We start from the raw sequence: 20,439 nt of genomic DNA on the forward strand, positions 1-20,439 counted from the left end.
TTTTTTCGTATGTCGAAAAGAACTGTCTAATCTTGTAAGGTAAACTCTAATTCTCGTTTGTAATTGGAGTTTTTTTGTTTATACAAACTGGATAGGCTTGTTTAGGTAGCTCTCTGCAAATGCCCTCGATGTTCTTTAAAAGTATCAAGTGGAATTACGATTTTGCTTGGTATCTCTTGGTGTTTTATTAATTACTAAGGAGTAAAGAGAGGAGAAGTAAATATGGAAACACAAGACTATGCATTTCAGCCAGGTTTGACCGTTGGAGAATTATTAAAAAGCAGTCAGAAGGATTGGCAGGCTGCAATCAATCATCGTTTTGTTAAGGAACTTTTTGCGGGGACAATTGAGAATAAGGTCTTAAAAGACTACCTGATTCAAGATTATCATTTCTTTGATGCCTTCTTATCCATGCTAGGTGCTTGTGTAGCTCACGCAGACCAGCTTGAATCCAAACTTCGTTTTGCCAAGCAACTAGGCTTTCTTGAAGCAGATGAAGATGGTTATTTCCAAAAGGCTTTCAAAGAGTTAAAAGTAGCAGAGAATGACTATCTAGAAGTGACCTTGCACCCTGTGACAAAAGCGTTTCAGGAGCTAATGTATTCTGCTGTGGCTTCATCAGACTATGCTCATCTTTTGGTCATGCTGGTCATTGCAGAAGGTCTCTATCTAGACTGGGGTTCTAAAGATTTGGCACTACCTGAAGCCTATATTCATTTGGAATGGATTAATCTCCATAGAGGTCCTTTCTTTACAGAGTGGGTTCAATTTCTGGTTGACGAACTTAATCGTGTCGGGAAAGGTCGAGAAGATTTGACAGAACTTCAGCAACGCTGGAATCAAGCAGTTGCTTTAGAATTAGCCTTTTTTGATATCGGTTATGAATTATAGAACAGATTCAATCCTTTGATGTAGATTAAAAGAATGAACAAACAAACTATATAAATATATTTTCCGGTCAAATATCTTGCTAGGGCTTTCAATTTCTGTTATACTGGTTCAGTAATAAAATAATAAAGACATTTGGGGTGCTTTAGGCTGAGATGATACCCATTGAACCTGATACAGTTAAGACTGGCGAAGGGAAATGTGAAAAGGTTTTTTTCGTATGTCGAAAAGAACTGTCTAATCTTGTAAGGTAAACTCTAATTCTCGTTTGTAATTGGAGTTTTTTTGTTTATCAAAAGAGGATAGGCTTGACGGCAAGCCTTTTGGTAGCTCTCCTTGAATGCCCCACTTTTCTTTAAAAAAGGAGTTTTTTATGTTGAAAAAATGGCAGTTAAAAGATGTTATCTTGCTTTCTTTCTTGTCTATCTTTTTTGGTGGCGTTTTTGTGGGCTCAGGCTATCTGTTTGATATTCTCACACTAATCTTAGCCCCTCTTGGTTTACAGGCCTTTGCCAATGAAATCCTCTTTGGTCTCTGGTGTATGGCTGCGCCCATTGCAGCTATCTTTGTTCCAAGAGTCGGAAGCGCAACGATTGGAGAAGTGCTCGCTGCGCTAGCTGAAGTCCTTTATGGTAGCCAATTCGGTCTAGGTGCTCTTTTGTCCGGCTTGGTTCAAGGGTTGGGAAGTGAATTTGGTTTTATTGTGACCAAGAATCGTTATGAAAGTTGGCTCTCTCTAACTGCTAATAGTATTGGGATTACCCTTTTTAGCTTTGTCTATGAATACATTAAATTAGGTTACTATGCCTTCTCCCTTCCTTTTGTCCTTTCCTTGCTGGTGGTGCGTTTTATTTCCGTCTTTTTCTTCTGTACCATCTTGGTTCGTGCCATTGTCAAACTCTATCATCAGTTTGCAGCTGGAGGAAAGGCGTAGATGGGGCTGGAACTACGGGAGATTCAGTCCCCTATCTTCTCAGAGCCGATTGATTTTACTTTTCATGCACAAGCTTTTACCTTGTTAGTTGGGAGCAGTGGTTCAGGAAAATCCAGTCTCTTTCAAGTCATTGCTCAAGTCAGTTCTCTTCCCTATAGTGGTCAAGTCCTGATAGATGGGAGCCAGGTTAGTCAGCTTTCTATCGTCGACCGTGTCCAGACAGTTGGCATTCTCTTTCAAAATTCCAATCATCAATTTACCATGGAGAACTTGTTTGAGGAGCTGATTTTTACCTTGGAGAATATCGGCCATCCTGTTCAGGAAATTGATTCTAAAATAGCAGAGGTGGTCCAGCAATGTCGCTGTAAGGCAATCTTGCACCGTCCCATCCATCACTTATCAGGTGGGGAAAAGCAAAAGGCTGCGCTAGCTGTTCTCTTTGCTATGAATCCTAAAGTCTATCTCTTGGATGAGCCCTTCGCTTCCATTGACCGCAAGAGCAGAATCGAGATATTGGAGATTCTAAAAGAGTTGGCTCTTGATGGGAAGACAGTCATCCTGTGTGACCATGATTTAACGGACTATGGAACCTACATTGACCATATGGTGGAGCTAAGAGACGGCCGGTTAAGGGAGGTGTTTCAAATCCCTACCTCTGAGATGACACAGGTTTCTTCAAAGAATGTTGCTTCTAGCCCGGAATTGTTCCATATGGATAGAACGACTTGTGAGCTGGATAAGCGTCCCCTCTTTTCAATTGCGGATTTTACATTTTACCAAGGGATTTCCTGTATCTTGGGTGACAATGGTGTCGGGAAATCAACCCTCTTTCGATCTATTCTTCAATTTCAAAAGTATGAGGGGCGCATTACTTGGAAGGGGAAAATCCTGAAAAAGAAAAAGAGCCTGTATCGTGACTTAACGGGTGTTGTTCAGGAAGCTGAGAAGCAGTTTATCCGAGTCAGTCTGCGAGAGGAACTGCAATTAGATAGCTCAGACACTGAAAGAAATCAGCGGATTCTCCAAGCTCTAGGATATTTTAATCTGGAGCAGGCTCTTGATAAGAGTCCCTATCAATTAAGTGGTGGCCAGCAAAAGATTCTTCAGCTCTTGACCATCTTGACTAGTAAGGCCTCTGTGATCTTGCTAGATGAACCTTTTGCCGGTTTGGATGATAGAGCTTGCCATTATTTTTGTCAGTGGATTGTGGAGGAGAGCAATCAAGGAAGAAGTTTTCTGATCATTAGCCATCGTTTAGATCCCTTGATCTCTGTGGTTGATTATTGGATCGAGATGACTAGTGAGGGGCTCCGTCATATTAAAGACGTGACAATCAGCAAACCTCTCAGTTTTCTGAGTAGGAATAGTCAAGGGGAGGTGAGGTAGTATGATCAAAGTAGCAACCAAGACACCAGTTATCAGCCTCTTCTTTCTAATTTTATCCTTGGAAACATCTTTCATTCCTTCGATTGCTCTGAATCTTTCGGTAGCCACATTTTGTATTCTCTTTATGCTCTATTACCGTCGATTTAAAGTATTGGCTTGGATGATTGTGCTCGCCATTTTACCATCTTTGGCTAATTATTGGGCAGTTCAGTTACATGGGGATGCTTCGCAGGCAGTGATACTTGGGACGAGGGCTTTTGTGACGGTTTGTATCGGTCTTGTCTTTGTTTCCTCTATTTCCTTAAAAGAGCTTCTCTTGTACTTGGCTCAAAAGGGGTTATCGCGTTCTTGGGCCTATGCCTTAATTGTGGTATTCAATGCCTTTCCCCTCATTCAGCAGGAAATCAAGTCTCTCAAGGAAGCATGCTTACTGCGTGGCCAAAAACTGCATGTTTGGTCGCCCTTGATTTATAGCAAGGTTCTGATGACGGTCTTTAGATGGCGCCATCTTTACCTGAGAGCTCTATCTGCGCACGGATATGATGAGCATGCACAATTGGAGAATAGTTATCGGACTTTCTATATTTCTCAGAGGACAAAATTGATCTACCTGCTTTTCTTTTTATTGCTTCAAACCAGTTTATTTCTATAAAGGAGTTATTATGGAATTTACAGATATTGCTATGGAATTATCCAAGGAAGTTTGGCAGGCTTCCTTTCATCACCCCTTTGTTTTACAGTTACAAGAGGGGAATTTAGAACCTTCTATTTTCCGCTATTACCTGATTCAGGATGCCTACTATCTGAAGTCTTTTTCAGAAGCTTATCACCTCTTGGCTGATAAGACTTCAAACCAAGAGATGAAAAGACTCTTGAAACAAAATGCTCAGAGTCTAGTGGATGGTGAGTTGTTTATCCGCCAACAATTTTTCAAGGAATTAGGAATCAGCGACCAGGAAATGGAGCAACATCCAATAGCTCCAACCTGCTATCATTACATTTCGCATATTTATCGTCAATTTGCAGAACCAAACTTGGGCATTGCTTTTGCTAGTTTGCTCCCATGTCCTTGGTTATACCATGATTTGGGCAAGGCACTTAATCGCAAACCATCCCCGAATCCTCTTTATCAACAGTGGATTGAAACCTATATCACCGATGAGTTAGAACAGCAGATTAAAGAGGAAGAAGCGCTGGTCAATCAACTCTATCGAGAAAGCAATGAGACGGACAAACAAAAAATGCTAGAGGCCTTCCATCGAAGTGTCCATATGGAAGCCAAGTTTTGGGAGATGGCTTACCAACACCAAACCTGGACGAGTGATTTGCAGTCCTTAGAAAAAGAGAAGAAATAGAAAATGAGAAACCACCAACTTCAAGTTCACAAATTAACTATTTTATCCATGATGATTGCCCTTGACGTAGTTCTTACACCTATCTTTCGAATTGAAGGAATGGCACCGATGTCCAGTGTAGTCAACATTCTTGCAGGGATTTTGATGGGACCTGTTTATGCCTTGGTCATGGCTACAGTCACAGCCTTTATCCGTATGTCTACTCAAGGCATTCCGCCCTTGGCACTCACAGGAGCTACTTTTGGAGCCCTCCTTGCAGGTCTCTTTTATAAGTATGGTCGGAAATTTCGCTATTCTGCTCTAGGAGAAATCTTGGGAACGGGGATAATCGGTTCTATTGTTTCCTATCCTGTCATGGTTCTCTTTACGGGATCTGCTGCCAAGCTCAGCTGGTTTATCTATACTCCGAGATTTTTCGGAGCGACCTTGATCGGTACAGCCATAGCTTTTCTCGCCTTTCGATTTTTAATCAAGCAGGAATTCTTTAAAAAAGTACAAGGATATTTCTTTGGTGAAAGGATAGACTGATGCAGGAATTTACAAATCCCTTTCCTCTGAGCTCTAGCTCCTTGATTCAATGCATCACCAATGAGATTTCCTGTGAGATGCTGGCCAATGGCATTTTGGCTCTGGGATCTAAACCTGTCATGGCAGATGATCCCCGTGAGGTCCTTGATTTTACCAAACAAAGTCAAGCTCTTTTTATCAATCTGGGGCATTTGTCTGCTGAGAAGGAAAAAGCAATTCGTACGGCAGCTACTTATGCAAACCAAGCTTGTCTCCCAATGGTAGTAGATGCGGTTGGCATAGCGGCTTCACCCATTCGTAAGGATCTAGTCACAGATCTTTTAGAATACAAGCCCACGGTCCTTAAAGGAAATATGTCAGAAATCCGAAGTCTTGTTGGTTTAAAACACCATGGAGTTGGAGTTGATGCTAGCCATAAAGATCAAGAAACTGAGGATTTGCTTCAAGTCTTGAAAGACTGGTGTCAGCTTTATCCTGGTATGTCTTTCTTAGTCACGGGTCCCAAGGACCTCATCGTTTCGGAAAACCAGGTTGCAATATTGGGAAATGGCTGTGCAGAATTGGACTGGATAACAGGGACAGGAGACCTGGTTGGAGCCTTGACAGCTGTTTTTCTTAGCCAAGGAAAGACTGCCTTTGAAGCTTCCTGCCTAGCAGTTTCTTATCTCAATATCGCTGCTGAGAGAATTCTTGTTCAAGGAATGGGATTGGAAGGTTTTCGTTACCAAGTTCTCAATCAGCTCTCTCTCCTAAAAAGAGATGAAAACTGGCTAGATGCTATTAAAGGAGACCTTTATGAATAGAGAAGCACTCAGACTATATCTGGTAACTAATCGCTACCAAGATTCCTTGGAAAGCTTTCTTGAAAAAGTTGAGACGGCCTGCCGTTCAGGTGTTACCATCATCCAACTACGAGAAAAAAACCTCACTACCAATCAATACTATCAACTGGCAAAACAAGTCAAGGAAATAACAGATGCCTATCAGGTACCCTTGATTATCGATGATCGTTTGGATGTTTGTCTTGCAGTAGATGCTGCAGGTCTGCATATTGGCGACGATGAGCTACCAGTTTCCGTTGCCCGCCAAGTCTTGGGTCCTGACAAAATCCTCGGTGTCACAGCTAAAACAGTAAAAAGAGCTCTTGAAGCAGAAACATCGGGTGCAGATTACTTGGGGACAGGAGCTATTTTCCCGACAACTACCAAAGAAAATGCACCTATCACCCTGATTTCAACCTTGAAAACCATTTGCCAAACGGTCGCCATTCCAGTAGTTGCTATCGGAGGATTGACGTCAGAGAATATTGACCAACTTGCTGAAACTGGTATAGCAGGGGTAGCCGTTGTCCGTGATTTGATGCAGGCAGAAGATATAGAGGCAAAAACGCAAGCTTTTTTAACAAAGCTAGATGACATGATTTCCTAATCAAAAACTCTCTAATTCCCTTATAGTGGGAACTAGAGAGTTTTTTCTTAATCTTTAAAGCTTGTATGGTTGACTGGACCAGAACCATGACCGAGTTGAGGGGCGTCTTGGATGGCTTTTGTGATAAAGGCCTTGGCCTTATCCACTGCCTGATAAAGACTTCTGCCCTTGGCAAGTTCAGCCGTAATCACTGCAGCAAAAGTACATCCAGTACCATGGGTGTGACAGGTTTGAATTCGAGGACTTTCCCAGACAAATTGCTCCTCCTTGGTAAAGAGGAAATCCTTGGCACCACCTTCAAGATGGCCACCTTTGATAACAACGGACTGAGGACCAAATTCTCTTATAATCAGGCGACCGGCACGTTGCATTTCTTCTGGATTATGAATTGAGAAACCAACAATTTCTTCTGCCTCAGGAAGATTGGGTGTAATAATAGTCGCAAGGGGAAGCAGGTTTGTTTTTAGGTAGCTTCTCGCACTAGTATCTATCAGGGTATCACCGCTTGTTGCGACCATAACAGGGTCCAGCACGTAGGGGCAGTCCAGTTTTTTAAGATAGGGTTGGATAATCTCCATGATTTCAGTAGTTGCCAACATACCAGTTTTTACAGCCTGGGGCTTGATATCCGAAAAGACACTTTCCAATTGAGCTTCCAGCATTTGGTTGGAGACGTGCTCGATTAATTGAACACCTCTGGTATTTTGAGCGACAAGGCTGGTCACAACGGCCATTCCATAGACATCTCTAGCTTGGAATGACTTTAAGTCAGCCATAATGCCAGCACCGCCACTAGGGTCTGTCCCAGCAATGGTTAGAGCAACGGGTAAATAAGTCATCTAAAACCTCCCAACCAACTGAAGTTTGTATTCTCAAGAACAAGCTGGTCTGTTTTAGGAAAGTAATAGAAGACTGGGTAGTCCTCACTATTTTCCACTTCCATCAGCTAGCATTACCTAGATTGAGTCAAAGGGATCTAACAGTCGTTAATCTCAGCTTTACGCACCCCTAGTGGTTGTTTTCTTTTTTCTTCAGTATAGCATATTTTTATAGTTTATATAGTAAAATTTGACTGCAAATCTCTCGTTACATGATTGGAATTCTATTTTTCGAAAAAATAATAAAAATTATAGTTGACAAATGTAGATTTTCGGAGTATACTAATAACTGTAATCGACAAATGTAGATTTAGGAGGAATAACAATGCAGATTTCGGATGCAGAATGGCAGGTCATGAAGATTATCTGGATGCAGGGCGAGCAGACCAGTAGCGATTTGATCAGGGTTCTGGCGGAGCGGTTCGACTGGTCCAAGTCAACGATTCAAACTCTTTTGGCTCGTTTGGTTGAGAAAGAGTGTCTGACAAGGAAAAAAGAAGGCAAGTTCTTTGTCTATTCAGCCCTTTTAACTTTGGACCAAAGTCGGGATTTACTTGTCCAAGATATCAAGGACAAGGTTTGTTCTCGTAGGATTAAGAACTTGTTGGCTGACTTGATTGTGGAATGTGATTTTACTCAGGCTGACTTGGAAGATTTGGAAGCTGTGATTTCTGAGAAGAAATCAAGCGCTGTAACAGAAGTAAAATGTAATTGTATGTAAAGGAGACGTCATGTTAAATAGTATTGTAACCATTATTTGTATTGCCCTTATCGCGTTTATCTTGTTTTGGTTTTTCAAAAAGCCTGAAAAATCTGGACAAAAGGCCCAGCAAAAAAATGGCTACCAAGAGATTCGAGTGGAAGTCAAAGGGGGATATACGCCTGAGTTGATTATTCTTAAGAAATCAGTGCCAGCCCGCATTGTCTTTGACCGTAAGGATCCTTCACCTTGTTTGGATCAGATCGTCTTTCCAGATTTTGGTGTGCATGCGGACTTGCCTATGGGGGAAGAGTATGTAGTGGAAATCACGCCTGAACAGGCTGGAGAATTTGGCTTTGCATGTGGCATGAATATGATGCACGGTAAGATGATTGTAGAATAGGAGAATGATATGACTGAAATTGTAAAAGCAAGTCTTGAAAATGGTGTTCAAAAAATCCGTATCACGGCAGACAAAGGCTACCATCCAGCCCACATTCAACTGCAAAAAGGGATTCCTGCTGAGATTACTTTTCACCGTGTGACACCTTCAAACTGTTATAAAGAAGTTCTCTTCGAAGAAGAAGGGATTCTAGAACCAATCGCTCAAGATGAGGAAAAAATTATTCGCTTTACGCCTCAAGACTTGGGTGAGCACGAGTTTTCTTGTGGCATGAAGATGCAAAAGGGAACCTACACCGTTGTTGAAAAAACCAAAAAGTCTCTCAGTCTTTTACAACGTTTTTGGATTACTAGTATCTTTACTGTGCCTCTTGTGATTCTTATGATTGGGATGTCTACAGGAGGAATTAGTCACCAAGTCATGCGTTGGGGCACCTTTTTAGCCACAACCCCCATTATGCTGGTAGCTGGAGTTCCATATATCAGAAGCGCCTGGGCTAGTTTTAAAAAGCACAATTCCAACATGGATACCTTGGTTGCTCTGGGAACCCTAGTGGCCTATTTCTATAGCTTAGTTGCCCTCTTCACTGGTCTGCCCGTTTACTTTGAAAGTGCTGCATTTATCCTCTTCTTCATTCTTTTGGGAGCAGTTTTTGAGGAAAAAATGCGAAAAAATACTTCGCAGGCAGTCGAAAAATTATTAGACCTACAAGCAAAAACAGCAGAGGTTTTGCGTGATGATGTTTATGTTCAAATACCTCTAGAACAAGTCAAAGTTGGGGATCTCATTCGCGTTCGACCAGGTGAAAAAATTGCCGTTGATGGGACTGTAATAGAAGGAGAAACTAGTATTGATGAATCAATGGTAACTGGGGAAAGTATTCCAGTCGATAAATCAGTTGGAGATGCTGTCATTGGTTCAACCATCAATAATAGTGGTACGATCATTTTTAGAGCTGAAAAAGTAGGTTCTGAAACCATGTTGGCTCAGATTGTAGACTTTGTGAAGAAAGCTCAAACCAGTCGTGCTCCTATTCAAGATTTGACAGACAAGATTTCTGGAATTTTCGTACCAGCAGTTGTCATTTTAGGACTCCTTACTTTTTGGATCTGGTTTGTTTTTCTTGGTGAAAGTTTTGTAACGTCGCTTCTCTATGGTGTTGCAGTCTTGATTATTGCCTGTCCTTGTGCCCTAGGTCTTGCGACACCAACAGCCCTCATGGTTGGAACAGGACGAAGTGCCAAGATGGGGATTCTTCTCAAAAATGGTACAGTTCTACAGGAAATCCAAAAAGTTCAAACGGTTGTTTTTGATAAGACAGGAACCTTGACCGAAGGGAAGCCAGTAGTGACAGATGTTATCGGAGATGAAGGAGAAGTGCTAAGTTTGGCTGCTTCACTGGAAGATGTATCTCAACACCCGCTAGCTCAAGCTATTGTTAATCGTGCATCTGAACTAGGAATTAGCCTTTACCCAGTGGAAAACTTCCAAGCCTTGCATGGAAAAGGTGTGACTGGGATTATTAATGGTAAGCAAGTCTTGCTGGGGAATGCTAAGCTCTTAGCTGACCTTGCTATTCCACATGATTATCAAGAACGATTTGATTTGCTTGAGAAAGAAGCAAAAACAGTTGTCTTCCTATCCGTGGATGGTCAGTTAAAAGGCTTAATTGCCTTGCAGGATGTCCCTAAGGAAAATGCCAAAGAAGCTATTGCTAAATTGAAAAAACGTGGTCTTAGAACGGTCATGCTTACTGGAGATAATGCTGGAGTAGCCCATGCGATTGCAGAACAAATTGGTATCGAAGAAGTAATCGCAAATGTCTTGCCAGAGGAAAAGGCACATGAAATTCACAAGCTTCAAAAGAATGGGAAATTGGCCTTTGTTGGAGATGGTATCAATGATGCGCCGGCCCTCAGTGTAGCAGATGTCGGAATTGCCATGGGCTCTGGGACAGATATTGCCATTGAATCAGCAGATCTTGTCCTTACAACCAACAATTTACTAGGATTGGCACGTGCTTTTGATATGAGTAAGAAGACCTTTAATCGTATTCTACTCAATCTTTTCTGGGCTTCTATCTATAACCTCATTGGTATTCCGATTGCAGCAGGAGTCTTTTCAGGTATTGGTTTGGTGCTCAACCCAGAACTGGCTGGTCTAGCCATGGCTTTTAGTTCTGTATCTGTTTTGATTAGTTCACTCATGCTAAACGTTACCAAGATAGACTAAAAGCGAGCTTGCTCGCTTTTTATTATAAAACAGATATTAAAAACGTTTTCAAACTGTACTGTAATAGAGAATAAAAACTTCTGAGCACATTCTTAGGATACCCAAAACAAATGTGGTAAAGTAGTAGAGTAAAAATTTGCTGAAATGTTTCCAATTAGTATATGAAAACGGATTTATCAAGTTTTAAAAATATTTGAAGGAGAGTTATCATTATGACTCAAGGGAAAATTACTGCATCTGCAGCAATGCTCAACGTATTGAAAACATGGGGCGTAGACACAATCTACGGTATCCCATCAGGAACACTCAGCTCATTGATGGATGCTTTGGCTGAAGACAAAGATATCCGCTTCTTGCAAGTTCGCCACGAAGAAACAGGTGCTCTTGCAGCGGTCATGCAAGCTAAATTCGGCGGCTCAATCGGAGTTGCAGTTGGTTCAGGTGGTCCAGGTGCGACTCACTTGATTAACGGTGTTTACGATGCAGCTATGGATAACACTCCATTCCTTGCTATCCTTGGATCACGTCCAGTTAACGAACTCAACATGGATGCCTTCCAAGAATTGAACCAAAACCCAATGTACAACGGTATCGCTGTTTACAACAAACGTGTAGCTTACGCTGAGCAATTGCCAAAAGTAATCGACGAAGCTTGCCGTGCTGCAGTTTCTAAAAAAGGTCCAGCTGTTGTTGAAATCCCAGTAAACTTTGGTTTCCAAGAAATCGACGAAAACTCATACTATGGTTCAGGTTCATACGAACGTTCATTCATCGCTCCTGCCTTGAACGAAGTTGAAATTGACAAAGCAGTTGAAATCTTGAACAATGCTGAACGCCCAGTTATCTACGCTGGTTACGGTGGTGTTAAAGCTGGTGAAGTGATTACTGAATTGTCACGTAAAATCAAAGCACCAATCATCACAACTGGTAAAAACTTTGAAGCCTTTGAATGGAACTACGAAGGTTTGACAGGTTCTGCTTACCGTGTTGGTTGGAAACCAGCCAACGAAGTGGTCTTTGAAGCAGACACAGTTCTTTTCCTTGGTTCAAACTTCCCATTTGCTGAAGTTTACGAAGCCTTCAAGAACACTGAAAAATTCATCCAAGTCGATATCGACCCTTACAAACTTGGTAAACGTCATGCCCTTGACGCTTCTATCCTTGGTGATGCAGGTCAAGCAGCGAAAGCTATCCTTGACAAAGTGAACCCAGTTGAATCAACTCCATGGTGGCGTGCAAACGTGAAGAACAACCAAAACTGGCGTGATTACATGAACAAACTCGAAGGTAAAACTGAGGGTGAATTGCAATTGTACCAAGTTTACAATGCAATCAACAAACATGCTGATCAAGACGCTATCTACTCAATCGACGTAGGTGACACTACTCAAACATCTACTCGTCACCTTCACATGACGCCTAAGAACATGTGGCGTACATCTCCACTCTTTGCGACAATGGGTATTGCCCTTCCTGGTGGTATCGCTGCTAAGAAAGACAATCCTGATCGCCAAGTATGGAACATCATGGGTGACGGTGCATTCAACATGTGCTACCCAGACGTGATCACAAACGTTCAATACGACCTTCCAGTTATCAACGTTGTCTTCTCAAATGGTAAATATGCCTTCATCAAGGACAAATACGAAGACACAAACAAACACTTGTTTGGTTGTGACTTCCCTAATGCTGACTATGCGAAAATCGCTGAAGCGCAGGGTGCTGTAGGATTTACAGTTGACCGTATCGAAGATATCGATGCAGTTGTTGCAGAAGCTGTTAAATTGAACAAAGAAGGTAAAACTGTTGTGATCGATGCTCGCATCTCTCAACATCGTCCACTTCCAGTAGAAGTACTTGAATTGGATCCAAAACAACACTCAGAAGAAGCAATCAAAGCCTTCAAGGAAAAATACGAAGCAGAAGAACTCGTACCATTCCGCCTCTTCTTGGAAGAAGAAGGATTGCAATCACGCGCAATCAAATAATTCCTCTCGTCGAAAATCAAATGTAAACTTTGTAGATTTTATTCTTTGATTTTCAAGAGTCTAACTTGAAAAGATCGGAGCAATCCGGTCTTTTTCTGGAGGATAGTAAATGAATTTAAATCAATTAGATATCATCGTTTCAGATGTTCCTCAAGTCTGTGCTGACTTGGAGCGTATTTTGGATAAAAAAGCCGATTATGTTGACGACAGTTTTGCACAGTTCACGATTGGCAGTCACTGCCTCATGTTATCGCAAAATCATTTGGTTCCTTTGGAAAACTTTCAGTCAGGAATCATTCTTCACATTGAGGTTGAGGATGTAGAGCAGAACTACCAACGGTTAAAAGAGCTTGGTGTCGAGATTTTACACGGTTCGGCTGTAACTGATTGGGGGACGGAATCGCTACTAGTTAAAGGCCCTGCTGGTTTAGTGATTGATTTTTATCGTATGAAATAGGGCGCGTAGTCATTTGACGTTAACCTTAGCTATTTTTAAAACAGAAATTGAGAATGCGAATTATTAAAAGATCGGAGCAATCCGGTCTTTTTCTTATCACAAGATTGTGATAGTTTACATCTTCATAACAAAAGCTACAAAGTCTTGATTGTTTTGAAAAAAGATTATAAAATATGATTCATAAAAATGAAAGAGGTTTTGAAAATGTCTGAAAAACAAATGAAAATTTTGGGTTGGGTAGCGACCTTCATGTCTGTTATGATGTATGTCTCTTACTTCCCACAAATCATGAACAACTTGGCTGGTCAAAAAGGCAACTTCATCCAACCCTTGGTCGCAGCCATCAACTGTAGTCTATGGGTTTATTACGGTCTTTTCAAGAAAGAAAGAGATATTCCCCTTGCGGCAGCGAATGCGCCAGGTATCGTTTTTGGCCTAGTAACGGCTATCACAGCTTTGATTTAAAAAGAAGACTGGTTTCAGTCTTTTTTCGTATATATAAAAGTAAGTTTAGTGCTATCATTATCCAGAGAGTTCAAAACTTTTTGCCTTCTTTTTATTACAATAGAAGTAATAAATCAATCGAGGTAAAGTGATGACAGAAATACTACAATTTCCAGAAGGATTTCTCTGGGGTGGTGCAACGGCAGCTAATCAATGTGAAGGTGCTTATAATCAGGACGGTCGTGGTCTTGCTAATGTGGATGTGGTACCGACCGGTCCAGACCGTGAGGCCATTATCACAGGTCAAAAAAAGATGTTTTCGTTTGAGGAGGGCTATTTTTACCCAGCAAAAGAAGCTATTGATATGTACCATCATTACAAGGAAGATATTGCGCTTTTTGCAGAAATGGGATTTAAAACCTATCGACTTTCCATTGCTTGGACTCGGATTTTTCCTCAAGGTGACGAAGCAGAGCCAAATGAAGCTGGTCTAGCTTTTTATGAGGATTTATTTAAGGAATGTCACAAGTATGGAATTGAACCACTGGTGACCATCACGCATTTCGATTGCCCCATGCACTTAATTAGGGAGTACGGTGGTTGGCGCAATCGTCGTATGTTGGACTTTTACGCAAATCTCTGTCGCACCCTCTTTACCCGTTACAAGGGCTTGGTCAAGTACTGGATAACCTTTAACGAAATCAACATGATTCTGCATGCCCCCTTTTTAGGAGCCGGGATTTGTTTTGAAGAGGGGGAAAATCAAGAGCAAGTCAAATACCAAGCAGCTCACCATGAGCTGGTAGCCTCGGCTATGGCGACTAAAATTGCCCACGAAATTGACCCAGAAAACAAGGTGGGATGTATGTTGGCAGCAGGGCAATATTATCCTAACACTGCCCATCCGAGAGACTACTGGGCAGCCATGGAAGAAGACCGCAAGAGTTACTTTTTCATTGATGTTCAAGCGCGTGGGGAATACCCAAACTATGCCAAGAAGCAGTGGGAGCGTGAGGGAATTAAGATTGAAATGACGACAGAAGATTTAGACTTGTTGAAGAATCACACTGTTGATTTTGTTTCTTTCTCTTACTATGCGAGCCGAGTGGCTTCAGGCGATCCAGAAGTGACAAACCTGACTGCTGGAAATGTCTTTGCATCTATCAAAAATCCCTATCTTGAATCCTCAGAATGGGGTTGGCAGATTGACCCACTGGGGCTTCGTATCACCCTCAATGCCATCTGGGATCGTTATCAAAAACCCATGTTCATCGTAGAAAATGGACTCGGCGCTATGGATACGCCAGATGAAAATGGCTATGTAGCGGATGACTATCGGATTTCTTATCTAGAAGCCCATATCAAGGCTATGCGAGATGCTATTTACCAAGATGGAGTTAACTTGCTTGGTTATACGACTTGGGGTTGTATAGATCTGGTTTCAGCTGGAACAGGCGAAATGAACAAGCGCTATGGCTTTATCTATGTGGAACGTGATAATGCAGGTCATGGAAGTCTCAAGCGGAGCAAGAAGAAATCCTTCTACTGGTACAAGGATGTCATTGCCAGCAATGGTGCAAGTATTAAGTAGAGCACATTTGTTCACTATTTTTATAAAATCTTCTCCCTACTTTATAATGTGTGAAAAAGAGTTCAATTAGACTTGTCTTTTTGCTATAATGAAGTGAGAAAAACAGACAGGAGAATAAGATGTCAGAACCATTATTTTTACAATCAGTTATGCAAGAAAAAATCTGGGGTGGAACCAAGCTACGTGATGAGTTTGGCTACGACATTCCAAGTGAAAAAATTGGCGAATATTGGGCCATCTCATCCCATCCAAATGGTGTCTCTAAGGTAGCCAATGGTCGTTTTGAGGGAACAGACCTTGCTACTTTGTATGCGGAACACCGTGAATTGTTTGGCAACCGTCCAGAGCCTGTATTTCCACTGTTGACCAAGATTCTGGATGCCAACGATTGGCTCAGTGTCCAAGTTCACCCAGACGATGCCTATGGACTAGAACATGAAGGAGAGCTCGGAAAAACAGAGTGCTGGTACATTATCGCTGCAGACGAAGGTTCAGAGATTATCTATGGTCATAATGCCAAATCAAAAGAAGAACTCCGCCAGCAAATCGAAGATAAAAACTGGGATACCTTACTGACAAAAGTGCCAGTTAAGGCTGGAGATTTCTTCTATGTACCAAGTGGTACCATGCACGCTATCGGTGCAGGTATCTTGATTCTTGAAACCCAGCAGTCTAGTGACACTACCTATCGTGTCTATGACTTTGACCGCAAGGATGACAAGGGCAACTTGCGTGAACTTCACCTTGAAAAATCTATCGATGTTTTAAACATTGGAGAGCCTGCCAATAGCCGTCCTGTAACTATCAAAGCAGATGATCTACGTTCCACTCTCCTTGTATCCAATGATTTCTTCGCAGTTTACAAGTGGGAAATCACTGGCAAAGTTGACTTCGAAAAGACAGCTGACTACAGCTTATTTAGTGTCTTGGCTGGTCAGGGTCAACTGACTGTTGACGGGGAAAATTATCCAATCCAAAAAGGCAGCCACTTTATCCTACCAAGTGATGTTGAAACTTGGACCCTAGAAGGGCAAGGTTTGGAATTGATTGTAAGCCATCCATAAAAAAAGAAAGGGCCTGAGTTTACTACTCAAGTCCTTTTTGATTACATAAATTGGGCGATAAATACCACAATGATGATAATTGGAATGATGAAACGAAGGAGGAAGAGCCAGACTTGGAAAAGTCCCTGTTTCCATGCTCTGTCATCGAGATGGAGTTCCTCCTTAGCAAGAGCCTTTTTAAAGATATAGCCTGTAAAAAGTGAAAGGCAGAGGGCTCCAAATGGCATGAGGAGATTGGAAACCAAGAAGTCCATAGCATCAAAGAAAGTCTTCCCCAAAATGTGAACATCCGCCATGACACCGTAAGAAAGGGCTGAAGGAATTCCGAAAACAAAGGTCAAGATTCCTAAAATGGCACTCCATTTGGCACGTTTGCTGTTATTTTGATTGGTGATATTGCCCACATTGATTTCCAGCATCACGACAGAGGAAGTGACCGTCGCAAAGAGGAAGAGCAAGAGGAAGAGGATATAGAAAATGGTTCCAAAAGGCATCTTGTCAAAGAGTTGAGGCAAGACGATAAAGAGCAGGCTTGGTCCCCCTTCAGACTGGATATTGAAGGCTGACATGGCTGGGAAAATGGCTAGTCCTGCCATGATGGATACCGAGATGTTCATGGCTACGATGGAAATCCCTGACTGGACCAGATTGGTTTTCTTGTCCAAGTAGGATGCATATGTCAGCATGGCTGTCACCCCTAGTGAGAGGGCAAAGAAAGATTGTCCCAGCGCGTAGAGGAGACCAGCACTGGTCAGTTTTGAAAAGTCTGGTTTGAGAAAATAGAGAACCCCTTCCATGGCATTTGGCAAGCTGAGCGAGCGCCCAATAATCACGACAAAGATGATAAAGAGCAGCGGCATCATGACTTTCGAAGCTCTTTCAATCCCTTTTTGAACCCCACGTGATACAATAAAGATATTCAATAAGATAAAGGCAGCTTGTGCTCCTAGGGCAATGGCTGGATTTGAAATGATTGAAGTAAATAACTGAGCATAATCACTCGTCCCAGCAAGTTGGAACAATTTCCCAAACTCAATACCTAGATAGACTAGAATCCATCCACCGATAACACTGTAAAAGGATAGGAGAATAAAGAGGGCAAAGGCACCAATCCAACCGATAAAGTTGTACTTGCTATTCTTGCCAAGTTTTCCAAAGGTTTTGATAGCGGAAACGCCAGCACTACGGCCAAGGGCAAACTCAGCCAGCAGGAGCGGGAAACCTATTAAAATGGTGGAAATGAGAAAGACTAGTAAAAAGCCTCCACCTCCATTAGCAGCAGTCATGTAGGGAAACTTCCAAACGGCACCAAGCCCGATGGCTGAGCCAGCAGATGCTAGGATAAAGCCTAGTTTCGAGCCCCATTGCGATTTTTCTGACATAGTTGAAACTCCAATCTCGTTTTTTAAAATAAGAAAAGGCTACTTGAGTTGTCAAATAGCCCTCTCTCAATGGCTCTCTATGAGCATTCTGTTTGATTGATAGACTTGACTATCCTATCATGTTTTCAAAGGTCTGTCAAGAAAACCATTTTCAAGTTTTCACACCTTTCTCAAAAAGTTAAAAATTTTTCTCAAAAACGCTTGACTCTGACCTAAGGGGAGGGGTTATACTATTTCTTGTAAGGAGGAAATCATGTACCATATCAAAGAAGCTGCGCAGCTTTCAGGTGTCTCTGTTAAGACCCTGCATCACTACGATAAGATAGGGCTCTTGGTTCCCTTAAAGTCGGAAAACGGCTATCGAACCTACAGTCAAGAGGATTTGGAACGCCTTCAAGTCATTCTTTACTATAAATATCTAGGTTTTTCTTTAGAAAAAATAGCAGAGCTATTAAAGGGAGATAGATCAGATTTATTGCCCCATTTGACTAAGCAGTTGGAGTATTTGACTCGAGAAAGGCAACATCTGGATACCTTGATTTCCACCTTGCAAAAAACCATTCAAGACCAAAAAGGAGAAAGAAAAATGACTATTGAAGAAAAATTCACTGGATTTAGCTATCAAGACAATCAAAAATACCACCAAGAGGCGGTAGAGAAGTATGGACAGGAAGTCATGGGCCAAGCGCTTGAACGCCAAAAAGGTCGCGAAGAAGAGGCTACAGCCGCCTTCAACCAAGTTTTTCAAGCCTTGGCACAAAATCTTCAAGCTGGTCTGCCTGAAACAGCAGCTGAAAACCAAGAGCAAGCAGCTAAGCTCTTGCAAGCCCTTCGTACTTATGGATTTGACTGCTCTATTGAAGTCTTCGGACATATTGGTAAAGGCTACGTCTACAACCCAGAGTTTAAGGAAAACATTGACAAATTTGGAGCTGGAACAGCCCAGTACACATCAGATGTCATTGCGACTTATGTTCGGACACAGACAAAATAAAAATCAGCGGAGTTACCTCTGCTGATTTTTTCTGGTTTCAAGTACTATTTGGTTAATAGTTTTTCAACTACGTTTAACTTTCGCATGGTCAGAACCACGCCAAACAATTTTTCAAGATAGTTGGTATTGAGCTTTTTTTGTTTTGCAGTTCTAGGAAGATAGAGGTAGAGACAGTAATCGCCTACACAGATTTCTTCCTCGCCGTAGTCAGTTTTCAATTTTTCTAGTGGCAGACTTTGGATCAGTCCTTGATAAAGAATTGCATGCACACGATCATGAAGATAGTCTTCTTTAAATGGATTCTCATGAACAATCTTTTCAAAATCGTTCTTATTCTTGATAACCATTTTTAAGTCGGCCCCAATTTTTTCCTTTATCAAAGTATGAACACGTTCTCGTATTTCTTCTAAATCTGAGTCACTCTCAAGAATGATATTCCCACTTTGAATATAGGTTCGAACGTGTTGAAAACCAGCTTCTGTCAGAATATCTACCAAATAAGACATTTTCGGGATAGCATTCTTTCCATTAGGAGTAACACCTCTTAGTAAAATAATATGTTCCAAAGGACTTCCTTTCTTATTTGGTATTTATTGGATTTGAGCCTGCCACCCAGCCGGTGCAGAGGGCAGAAGTGATGTTAAAGCCACCCGTGTGGGCATTGATATCCAGTACCTCACCAGCAAAGTGGAGACCAGGGACCAGTTTGCTTTCCAGTGTTTTAGGGTTGATTTCCTTGAGACTGACGCCCCCCTTGGTGACAAAGGACTTAGCAAGAGACATTTTTCCAGTCACAGGGATTTTGAGGGCCTTGATGGACTGGAGTAGTTGTTCGCGTTCCTTTTCAGTCAGTTGTTTGACTTTTTCAGGATAGCCTTGCGACAAAAATTCTGCCAAGCGTTCTGGAAGCAAAGTTTTTAAAGCATTTTTCAAGGATTTTTCCCGATTTTCTTCTAGAAATGCAACCAAGTCCTTCTCAGAAAGTTGAGGTAAAACATCTAGCGAGAGAACCTCTCCGCCCTTGACAAAGCTAGACATGCGTAGGGCAGCAGGACCGGATAGACCAAAGTGGGTAAAGAGCAAATCGTGGGTGATGACATGCTTGCCATAGCTTAAGGTCACATCGTCTAGTGAAATCCCCTGAAGCGCTTTGTGTGGAAAATCAGTCAACAATGGGCTCTCAGCAGCTTCAAGCTCGGTAATGGTATGTTTGAAATGACGGGCAATCTCATGTCCAAAACCAGTCGAACCAGTGGAAGGATAGGATTTTCCACCAGTTGTGACAATCAGTTTTTTACAAGTGAAGCTTTGGTCTGCGGACTTAAGGACAAACTGGTCGTCTATCTTTTTAACCGAAACAATTTCTGTTTGAGTGAGAACTTGTCCGCCTAGCTCAGCGATTTTCTTATCCAAGGCTTCAATAATGGTCCGAGATTTGTCGCTGGCAGGAAAGACACGACCGTGGTCTTCAACCTTAAGTTTAACACCGTTTTCCGTAAAAAAGTTGATGATATCATGGTTATCAAACTGGGAAAAGACACTGTATAGAAAGCGTCCATTTCCAGGGATGCCAGCTAGTAGGTCATCTAGAGTTCCGTTGTTAGTTACATTGCAACGACCACCACCAGTACCAGCTAATTTTTTTCCGAGTTTCCGATTTTTTTCGATGAGAAGAGTTTTCTGACCATAAAAGCTACTGGAAATCGTAGCCATCATACCTGCAGGTCCTCCACCAATGACAATAGTATCAAAATGTTTCATAGCTCTATTGTACCACAAAAAACAAG

General features: G+C 41.8%; 21 protein-coding genes and 2 riboswitches. Of the genes, 17 read left to right on the forward strand and 4 right to left on the reverse strand.

Going from position 1 to position 20,439, the window contains the following annotated elements:
- The first annotated feature begins 222 nt into the window (after positions 1-222).
- From ACIY19_RS07955 to thiE, 8 genes are all read left to right on the forward strand, one after another.
- Positions 223-891, forward strand: coding sequence for a TenA family protein (locus tag ACIY19_RS07955; RefSeq protein WP_409003131.1), 669 nt, complete (start codon positions 223-225; stop codon positions 889-891).
- 123 nt (positions 892-1,014) lie between these two features.
- Positions 1,015-1,103, forward strand: a riboswitch (TPP riboswitch).
- Positions 1,104-1,261: 158 nt separating this feature from the next.
- Positions 1,262-1,822, forward strand: a complete 561-nt coding sequence (locus ACIY19_RS07960) for an ECF transporter S component (RefSeq protein ID WP_409003132.1) — start codon at positions 1,262-1,264, stop codon at positions 1,820-1,822.
- Complete coding sequence (locus ACIY19_RS07965) at positions 1,823-3,208, forward strand: ATP-binding cassette domain-containing protein (protein ID WP_409003133.1); 1,386 nt, start codon at positions 1,823-1,825, stop codon at positions 3,206-3,208.
- A gap of 1 nt (position 3,209) precedes the next feature.
- Entirely contained in the window at positions 3,210-3,860 is a 651-nt protein-coding gene (locus ACIY19_RS07970) for an energy-coupling factor transporter transmembrane component T (RefSeq protein ID WP_409003134.1), read from the forward strand.
- A 10-nt stretch (positions 3,861-3,870) separates the two neighbouring features.
- Positions 3,871-4,563 carry a thiaminase II gene (tenA, locus tag ACIY19_RS07975; protein ID WP_409003135.1) on the forward strand — a complete coding sequence of 231 codons (693 nt, stop codon included), beginning with the start codon at positions 3,871-3,873 and terminating at the stop codon, positions 4,561-4,563.
- A gap of 3 nt (positions 4,564-4,566) precedes the next feature.
- The gene (thiW, locus tag ACIY19_RS07980; protein WP_049477847.1) at positions 4,567-5,091 is read left to right on the forward strand and encodes an energy coupling factor transporter S component ThiW; all 525 of its coding nucleotides are present in this window, start codon (positions 4,567-4,569) and stop codon (positions 5,089-5,091) included.
- The gene (locus tag ACIY19_RS07985) at positions 5,091-5,894 is read left to right on the forward strand and encodes a hydroxyethylthiazole kinase (protein ID WP_409003136.1); all 804 of its coding nucleotides are present in this window, start codon (positions 5,091-5,093) and stop codon (positions 5,892-5,894) included. The genes thiW and ACIY19_RS07985 overlap by 1 nt, the downstream gene beginning before the upstream one ends.
- Complete coding sequence (thiE, locus tag ACIY19_RS07990; protein WP_409003137.1) at positions 5,887-6,519, forward strand: thiamine phosphate synthase; 633 nt, start codon at positions 5,887-5,889, stop codon at positions 6,517-6,519. Before ACIY19_RS07985 ends, thiE begins: the two co-directional genes overlap by 8 nt.
- Positions 6,520-6,566: 47 nt before the next feature.
- Here thiE and thiD read toward each other — a convergent pair whose 3' ends face one another.
- Positions 6,567-7,358, reverse strand: a complete 792-nt coding sequence (thiD, locus tag ACIY19_RS07995) for a bifunctional hydroxymethylpyrimidine kinase/phosphomethylpyrimidine kinase (RefSeq protein WP_125389053.1) — start codon at positions 7,356-7,358, stop codon at positions 6,567-6,569.
- An 82-nt stretch (positions 7,359-7,440) separates the two neighbouring features.
- Positions 7,441-7,539: riboswitch (TPP riboswitch) on the reverse strand.
- A 183-nt stretch (positions 7,540-7,722) separates the two neighbouring features.
- Between thiD and ACIY19_RS08000 the strand changes: the two genes are divergently transcribed.
- From ACIY19_RS08000 to manA, 8 genes are all read left to right on the forward strand, one after another.
- Positions 7,723-8,118 carry a CopY/TcrY family copper transport repressor gene (locus ACIY19_RS08000; RefSeq protein WP_125389052.1) on the forward strand — a complete coding sequence of 132 codons (396 nt, stop codon included), beginning with the start codon at positions 7,723-7,725 and terminating at the stop codon, positions 8,116-8,118.
- 10 nt (positions 8,119-8,128) lie between these two features.
- On the forward strand, positions 8,129-8,500 hold the full coding sequence (locus tag ACIY19_RS08005; RefSeq protein ID WP_409003138.1) for a cupredoxin domain-containing protein: 372 nt from the start codon (positions 8,129-8,131) through the stop codon (positions 8,498-8,500).
- Positions 8,501-8,509: 9 nt separating this feature from the next.
- The gene (locus tag ACIY19_RS08010; protein ID WP_409003139.1) at positions 8,510-10,732 is read left to right on the forward strand and encodes a heavy metal translocating P-type ATPase; all 2,223 of its coding nucleotides are present in this window, start codon (positions 8,510-8,512) and stop codon (positions 10,730-10,732) included.
- A gap of 212 nt (positions 10,733-10,944) precedes the next feature.
- On the forward strand, positions 10,945-12,720 hold the full coding sequence (gene spxB, locus ACIY19_RS08015) for a pyruvate oxidase (protein ID WP_007520383.1): 1,776 nt from the start codon (positions 10,945-10,947) through the stop codon (positions 12,718-12,720).
- A 109-nt stretch (positions 12,721-12,829) separates the two neighbouring features.
- On the forward strand, positions 12,830-13,177 hold the full coding sequence (locus tag ACIY19_RS08020; protein ID WP_409003140.1) for a VOC family protein: 348 nt from the start codon (positions 12,830-12,832) through the stop codon (positions 13,175-13,177).
- A 204-nt stretch (positions 13,178-13,381) separates the two neighbouring features.
- A complete protein-coding gene (locus tag ACIY19_RS08025; RefSeq protein ID WP_001291473.1) occupies positions 13,382-13,642 on the forward strand; it encodes a SemiSWEET family transporter in 261 nt (86 codons plus the stop codon).
- 130 nt (positions 13,643-13,772) lie between these two features.
- On the forward strand, positions 13,773-15,212 hold the full coding sequence (locus ACIY19_RS08030) for a 6-phospho-beta-glucosidase (protein ID WP_409003141.1): 1,440 nt from the start codon (positions 13,773-13,775) through the stop codon (positions 15,210-15,212).
- A 119-nt stretch (positions 15,213-15,331) separates the two neighbouring features.
- The gene (gene manA, locus ACIY19_RS08035; protein ID WP_409003142.1) at positions 15,332-16,276 is read left to right on the forward strand and encodes a mannose-6-phosphate isomerase, class I; all 945 of its coding nucleotides are present in this window, start codon (positions 15,332-15,334) and stop codon (positions 16,274-16,276) included.
- Between the two features lie 41 nt (positions 16,277-16,317).
- On the opposite strand, the gene ACIY19_RS08040 is transcribed toward manA, so the two are convergent.
- Positions 16,318-17,658: a sodium-dependent transporter gene (locus ACIY19_RS08040; RefSeq protein ID WP_206284444.1), complete on the reverse strand. Its 1,341-nt coding sequence runs from the start codon at positions 17,656-17,658 to the stop codon at positions 16,318-16,320.
- Between the two features lie 253 nt (positions 17,659-17,911).
- On the opposite strand from ACIY19_RS08040, the gene ACIY19_RS08045 reads away from it, so the two are divergent.
- Positions 17,912-18,652: a MerR family transcriptional regulator gene (locus tag ACIY19_RS08045; protein WP_409003143.1), complete on the forward strand. Its 741-nt coding sequence runs from the start codon at positions 17,912-17,914 to the stop codon at positions 18,650-18,652.
- A 44-nt stretch (positions 18,653-18,696) separates the two neighbouring features.
- On the opposite strand, the gene ACIY19_RS08050 is transcribed toward ACIY19_RS08045, so the two are convergent.
- Complete coding sequence (locus ACIY19_RS08050) at positions 18,697-19,218, reverse strand: DUF1697 domain-containing protein (protein ID WP_409003144.1); 522 nt, start codon at positions 19,216-19,218, stop codon at positions 18,697-18,699.
- A 13-nt stretch (positions 19,219-19,231) separates the two neighbouring features.
- Positions 19,232-20,413, reverse strand: a complete 1,182-nt coding sequence (locus ACIY19_RS08055) for an NAD(P)/FAD-dependent oxidoreductase (RefSeq protein ID WP_409003145.1) — start codon at positions 20,411-20,413, stop codon at positions 19,232-19,234.
- Between the last annotated feature and the right edge of the window lie 26 nt (positions 20,414-20,439).

Source organism: Streptococcus sp. ST14 (assembly GCF_046098195.1).
In the GTDB taxonomy this organism is placed as follows: Bacteria; Bacillota; Bacilli; order Lactobacillales; family Streptococcaceae; genus Streptococcus.

Bases quoted from the DNA above. Each gene is read 5' to 3' on its own strand.
- spxB (WP_007520383.1), top strand. From the start codon at position 10,945: ATGACTCAAGGGAAAATTACTGCATCTGCAGCAATGCTCAACGTATTG.
- thiE (WP_409003137.1), top strand. From the start codon at position 5,887: ATGAATAGAGAAGCACTCAGACTATATCTGGTAACTAATCGCTACCAA.
- ACIY19_RS07965 (WP_409003133.1), top strand. From the start codon at position 1,823: ATGGGGCTGGAACTACGGGAGATTCAGTCCCCTATCTTCTCAGAGCCG.
- ACIY19_RS08005 (WP_409003138.1), top strand. From the start codon at position 8,129: ATGTTAAATAGTATTGTAACCATTATTTGTATTGCCCTTATCGCGTTT.
- tenA (WP_409003135.1), top strand. From the start codon at position 3,871: ATGGAATTTACAGATATTGCTATGGAATTATCCAAGGAAGTTTGGCAG.
- ACIY19_RS08030 (WP_409003141.1), top strand. From the start codon at position 13,773: ATGACAGAAATACTACAATTTCCAGAAGGATTTCTCTGGGGTGGTGCA.
- ACIY19_RS07985 (WP_409003136.1), top strand. From the start codon at position 5,091: ATGCAGGAATTTACAAATCCCTTTCCTCTGAGCTCTAGCTCCTTGATT.
- thiW (WP_049477847.1), top strand. From the start codon at position 4,567: ATGAGAAACCACCAACTTCAAGTTCACAAATTAACTATTTTATCCATG.
- ACIY19_RS08010 (WP_409003139.1), top strand. From the start codon at position 8,510: ATGACTGAAATTGTAAAAGCAAGTCTTGAAAATGGTGTTCAAAAAATC.
- ACIY19_RS08045 (WP_409003143.1), top strand. From the start codon at position 17,912: ATGTACCATATCAAAGAAGCTGCGCAGCTTTCAGGTGTCTCTGTTAAG.
- ACIY19_RS07970 (WP_409003134.1), top strand. From the start codon at position 3,210: ATGATCAAAGTAGCAACCAAGACACCAGTTATCAGCCTCTTCTTTCTA.
- ACIY19_RS08020 (WP_409003140.1), top strand. From the start codon at position 12,830: ATGAATTTAAATCAATTAGATATCATCGTTTCAGATGTTCCTCAAGTC.
- ACIY19_RS07955 (WP_409003131.1), top strand. From the start codon at position 223: ATGGAAACACAAGACTATGCATTTCAGCCAGGTTTGACCGTTGGAGAA.
- thiD (WP_125389053.1), bottom strand. From the start codon at position 7,358: ATGACTTATTTACCCGTTGCTCTAACCATTGCTGGGACAGACCCTAGT.
- manA (WP_409003142.1), top strand. From the start codon at position 15,332: ATGTCAGAACCATTATTTTTACAATCAGTTATGCAAGAAAAAATCTGG.
- ACIY19_RS08040 (WP_206284444.1), bottom strand. From the start codon at position 17,658: ATGTCAGAAAAATCGCAATGGGGCTCGAAACTAGGCTTTATCCTAGCA.
- ACIY19_RS07960 (WP_409003132.1), top strand. From the start codon at position 1,262: ATGTTGAAAAAATGGCAGTTAAAAGATGTTATCTTGCTTTCTTTCTTG.
- ACIY19_RS08055 (WP_409003145.1), bottom strand. From the start codon at position 20,413: ATGAAACATTTTGATACTATTGTCATTGGTGGAGGACCTGCAGGTATG.
- ACIY19_RS08025 (WP_001291473.1), top strand. From the start codon at position 13,382: ATGTCTGAAAAACAAATGAAAATTTTGGGTTGGGTAGCGACCTTCATG.
- ACIY19_RS08000 (WP_125389052.1), top strand. From the start codon at position 7,723: ATGCAGATTTCGGATGCAGAATGGCAGGTCATGAAGATTATCTGGATG.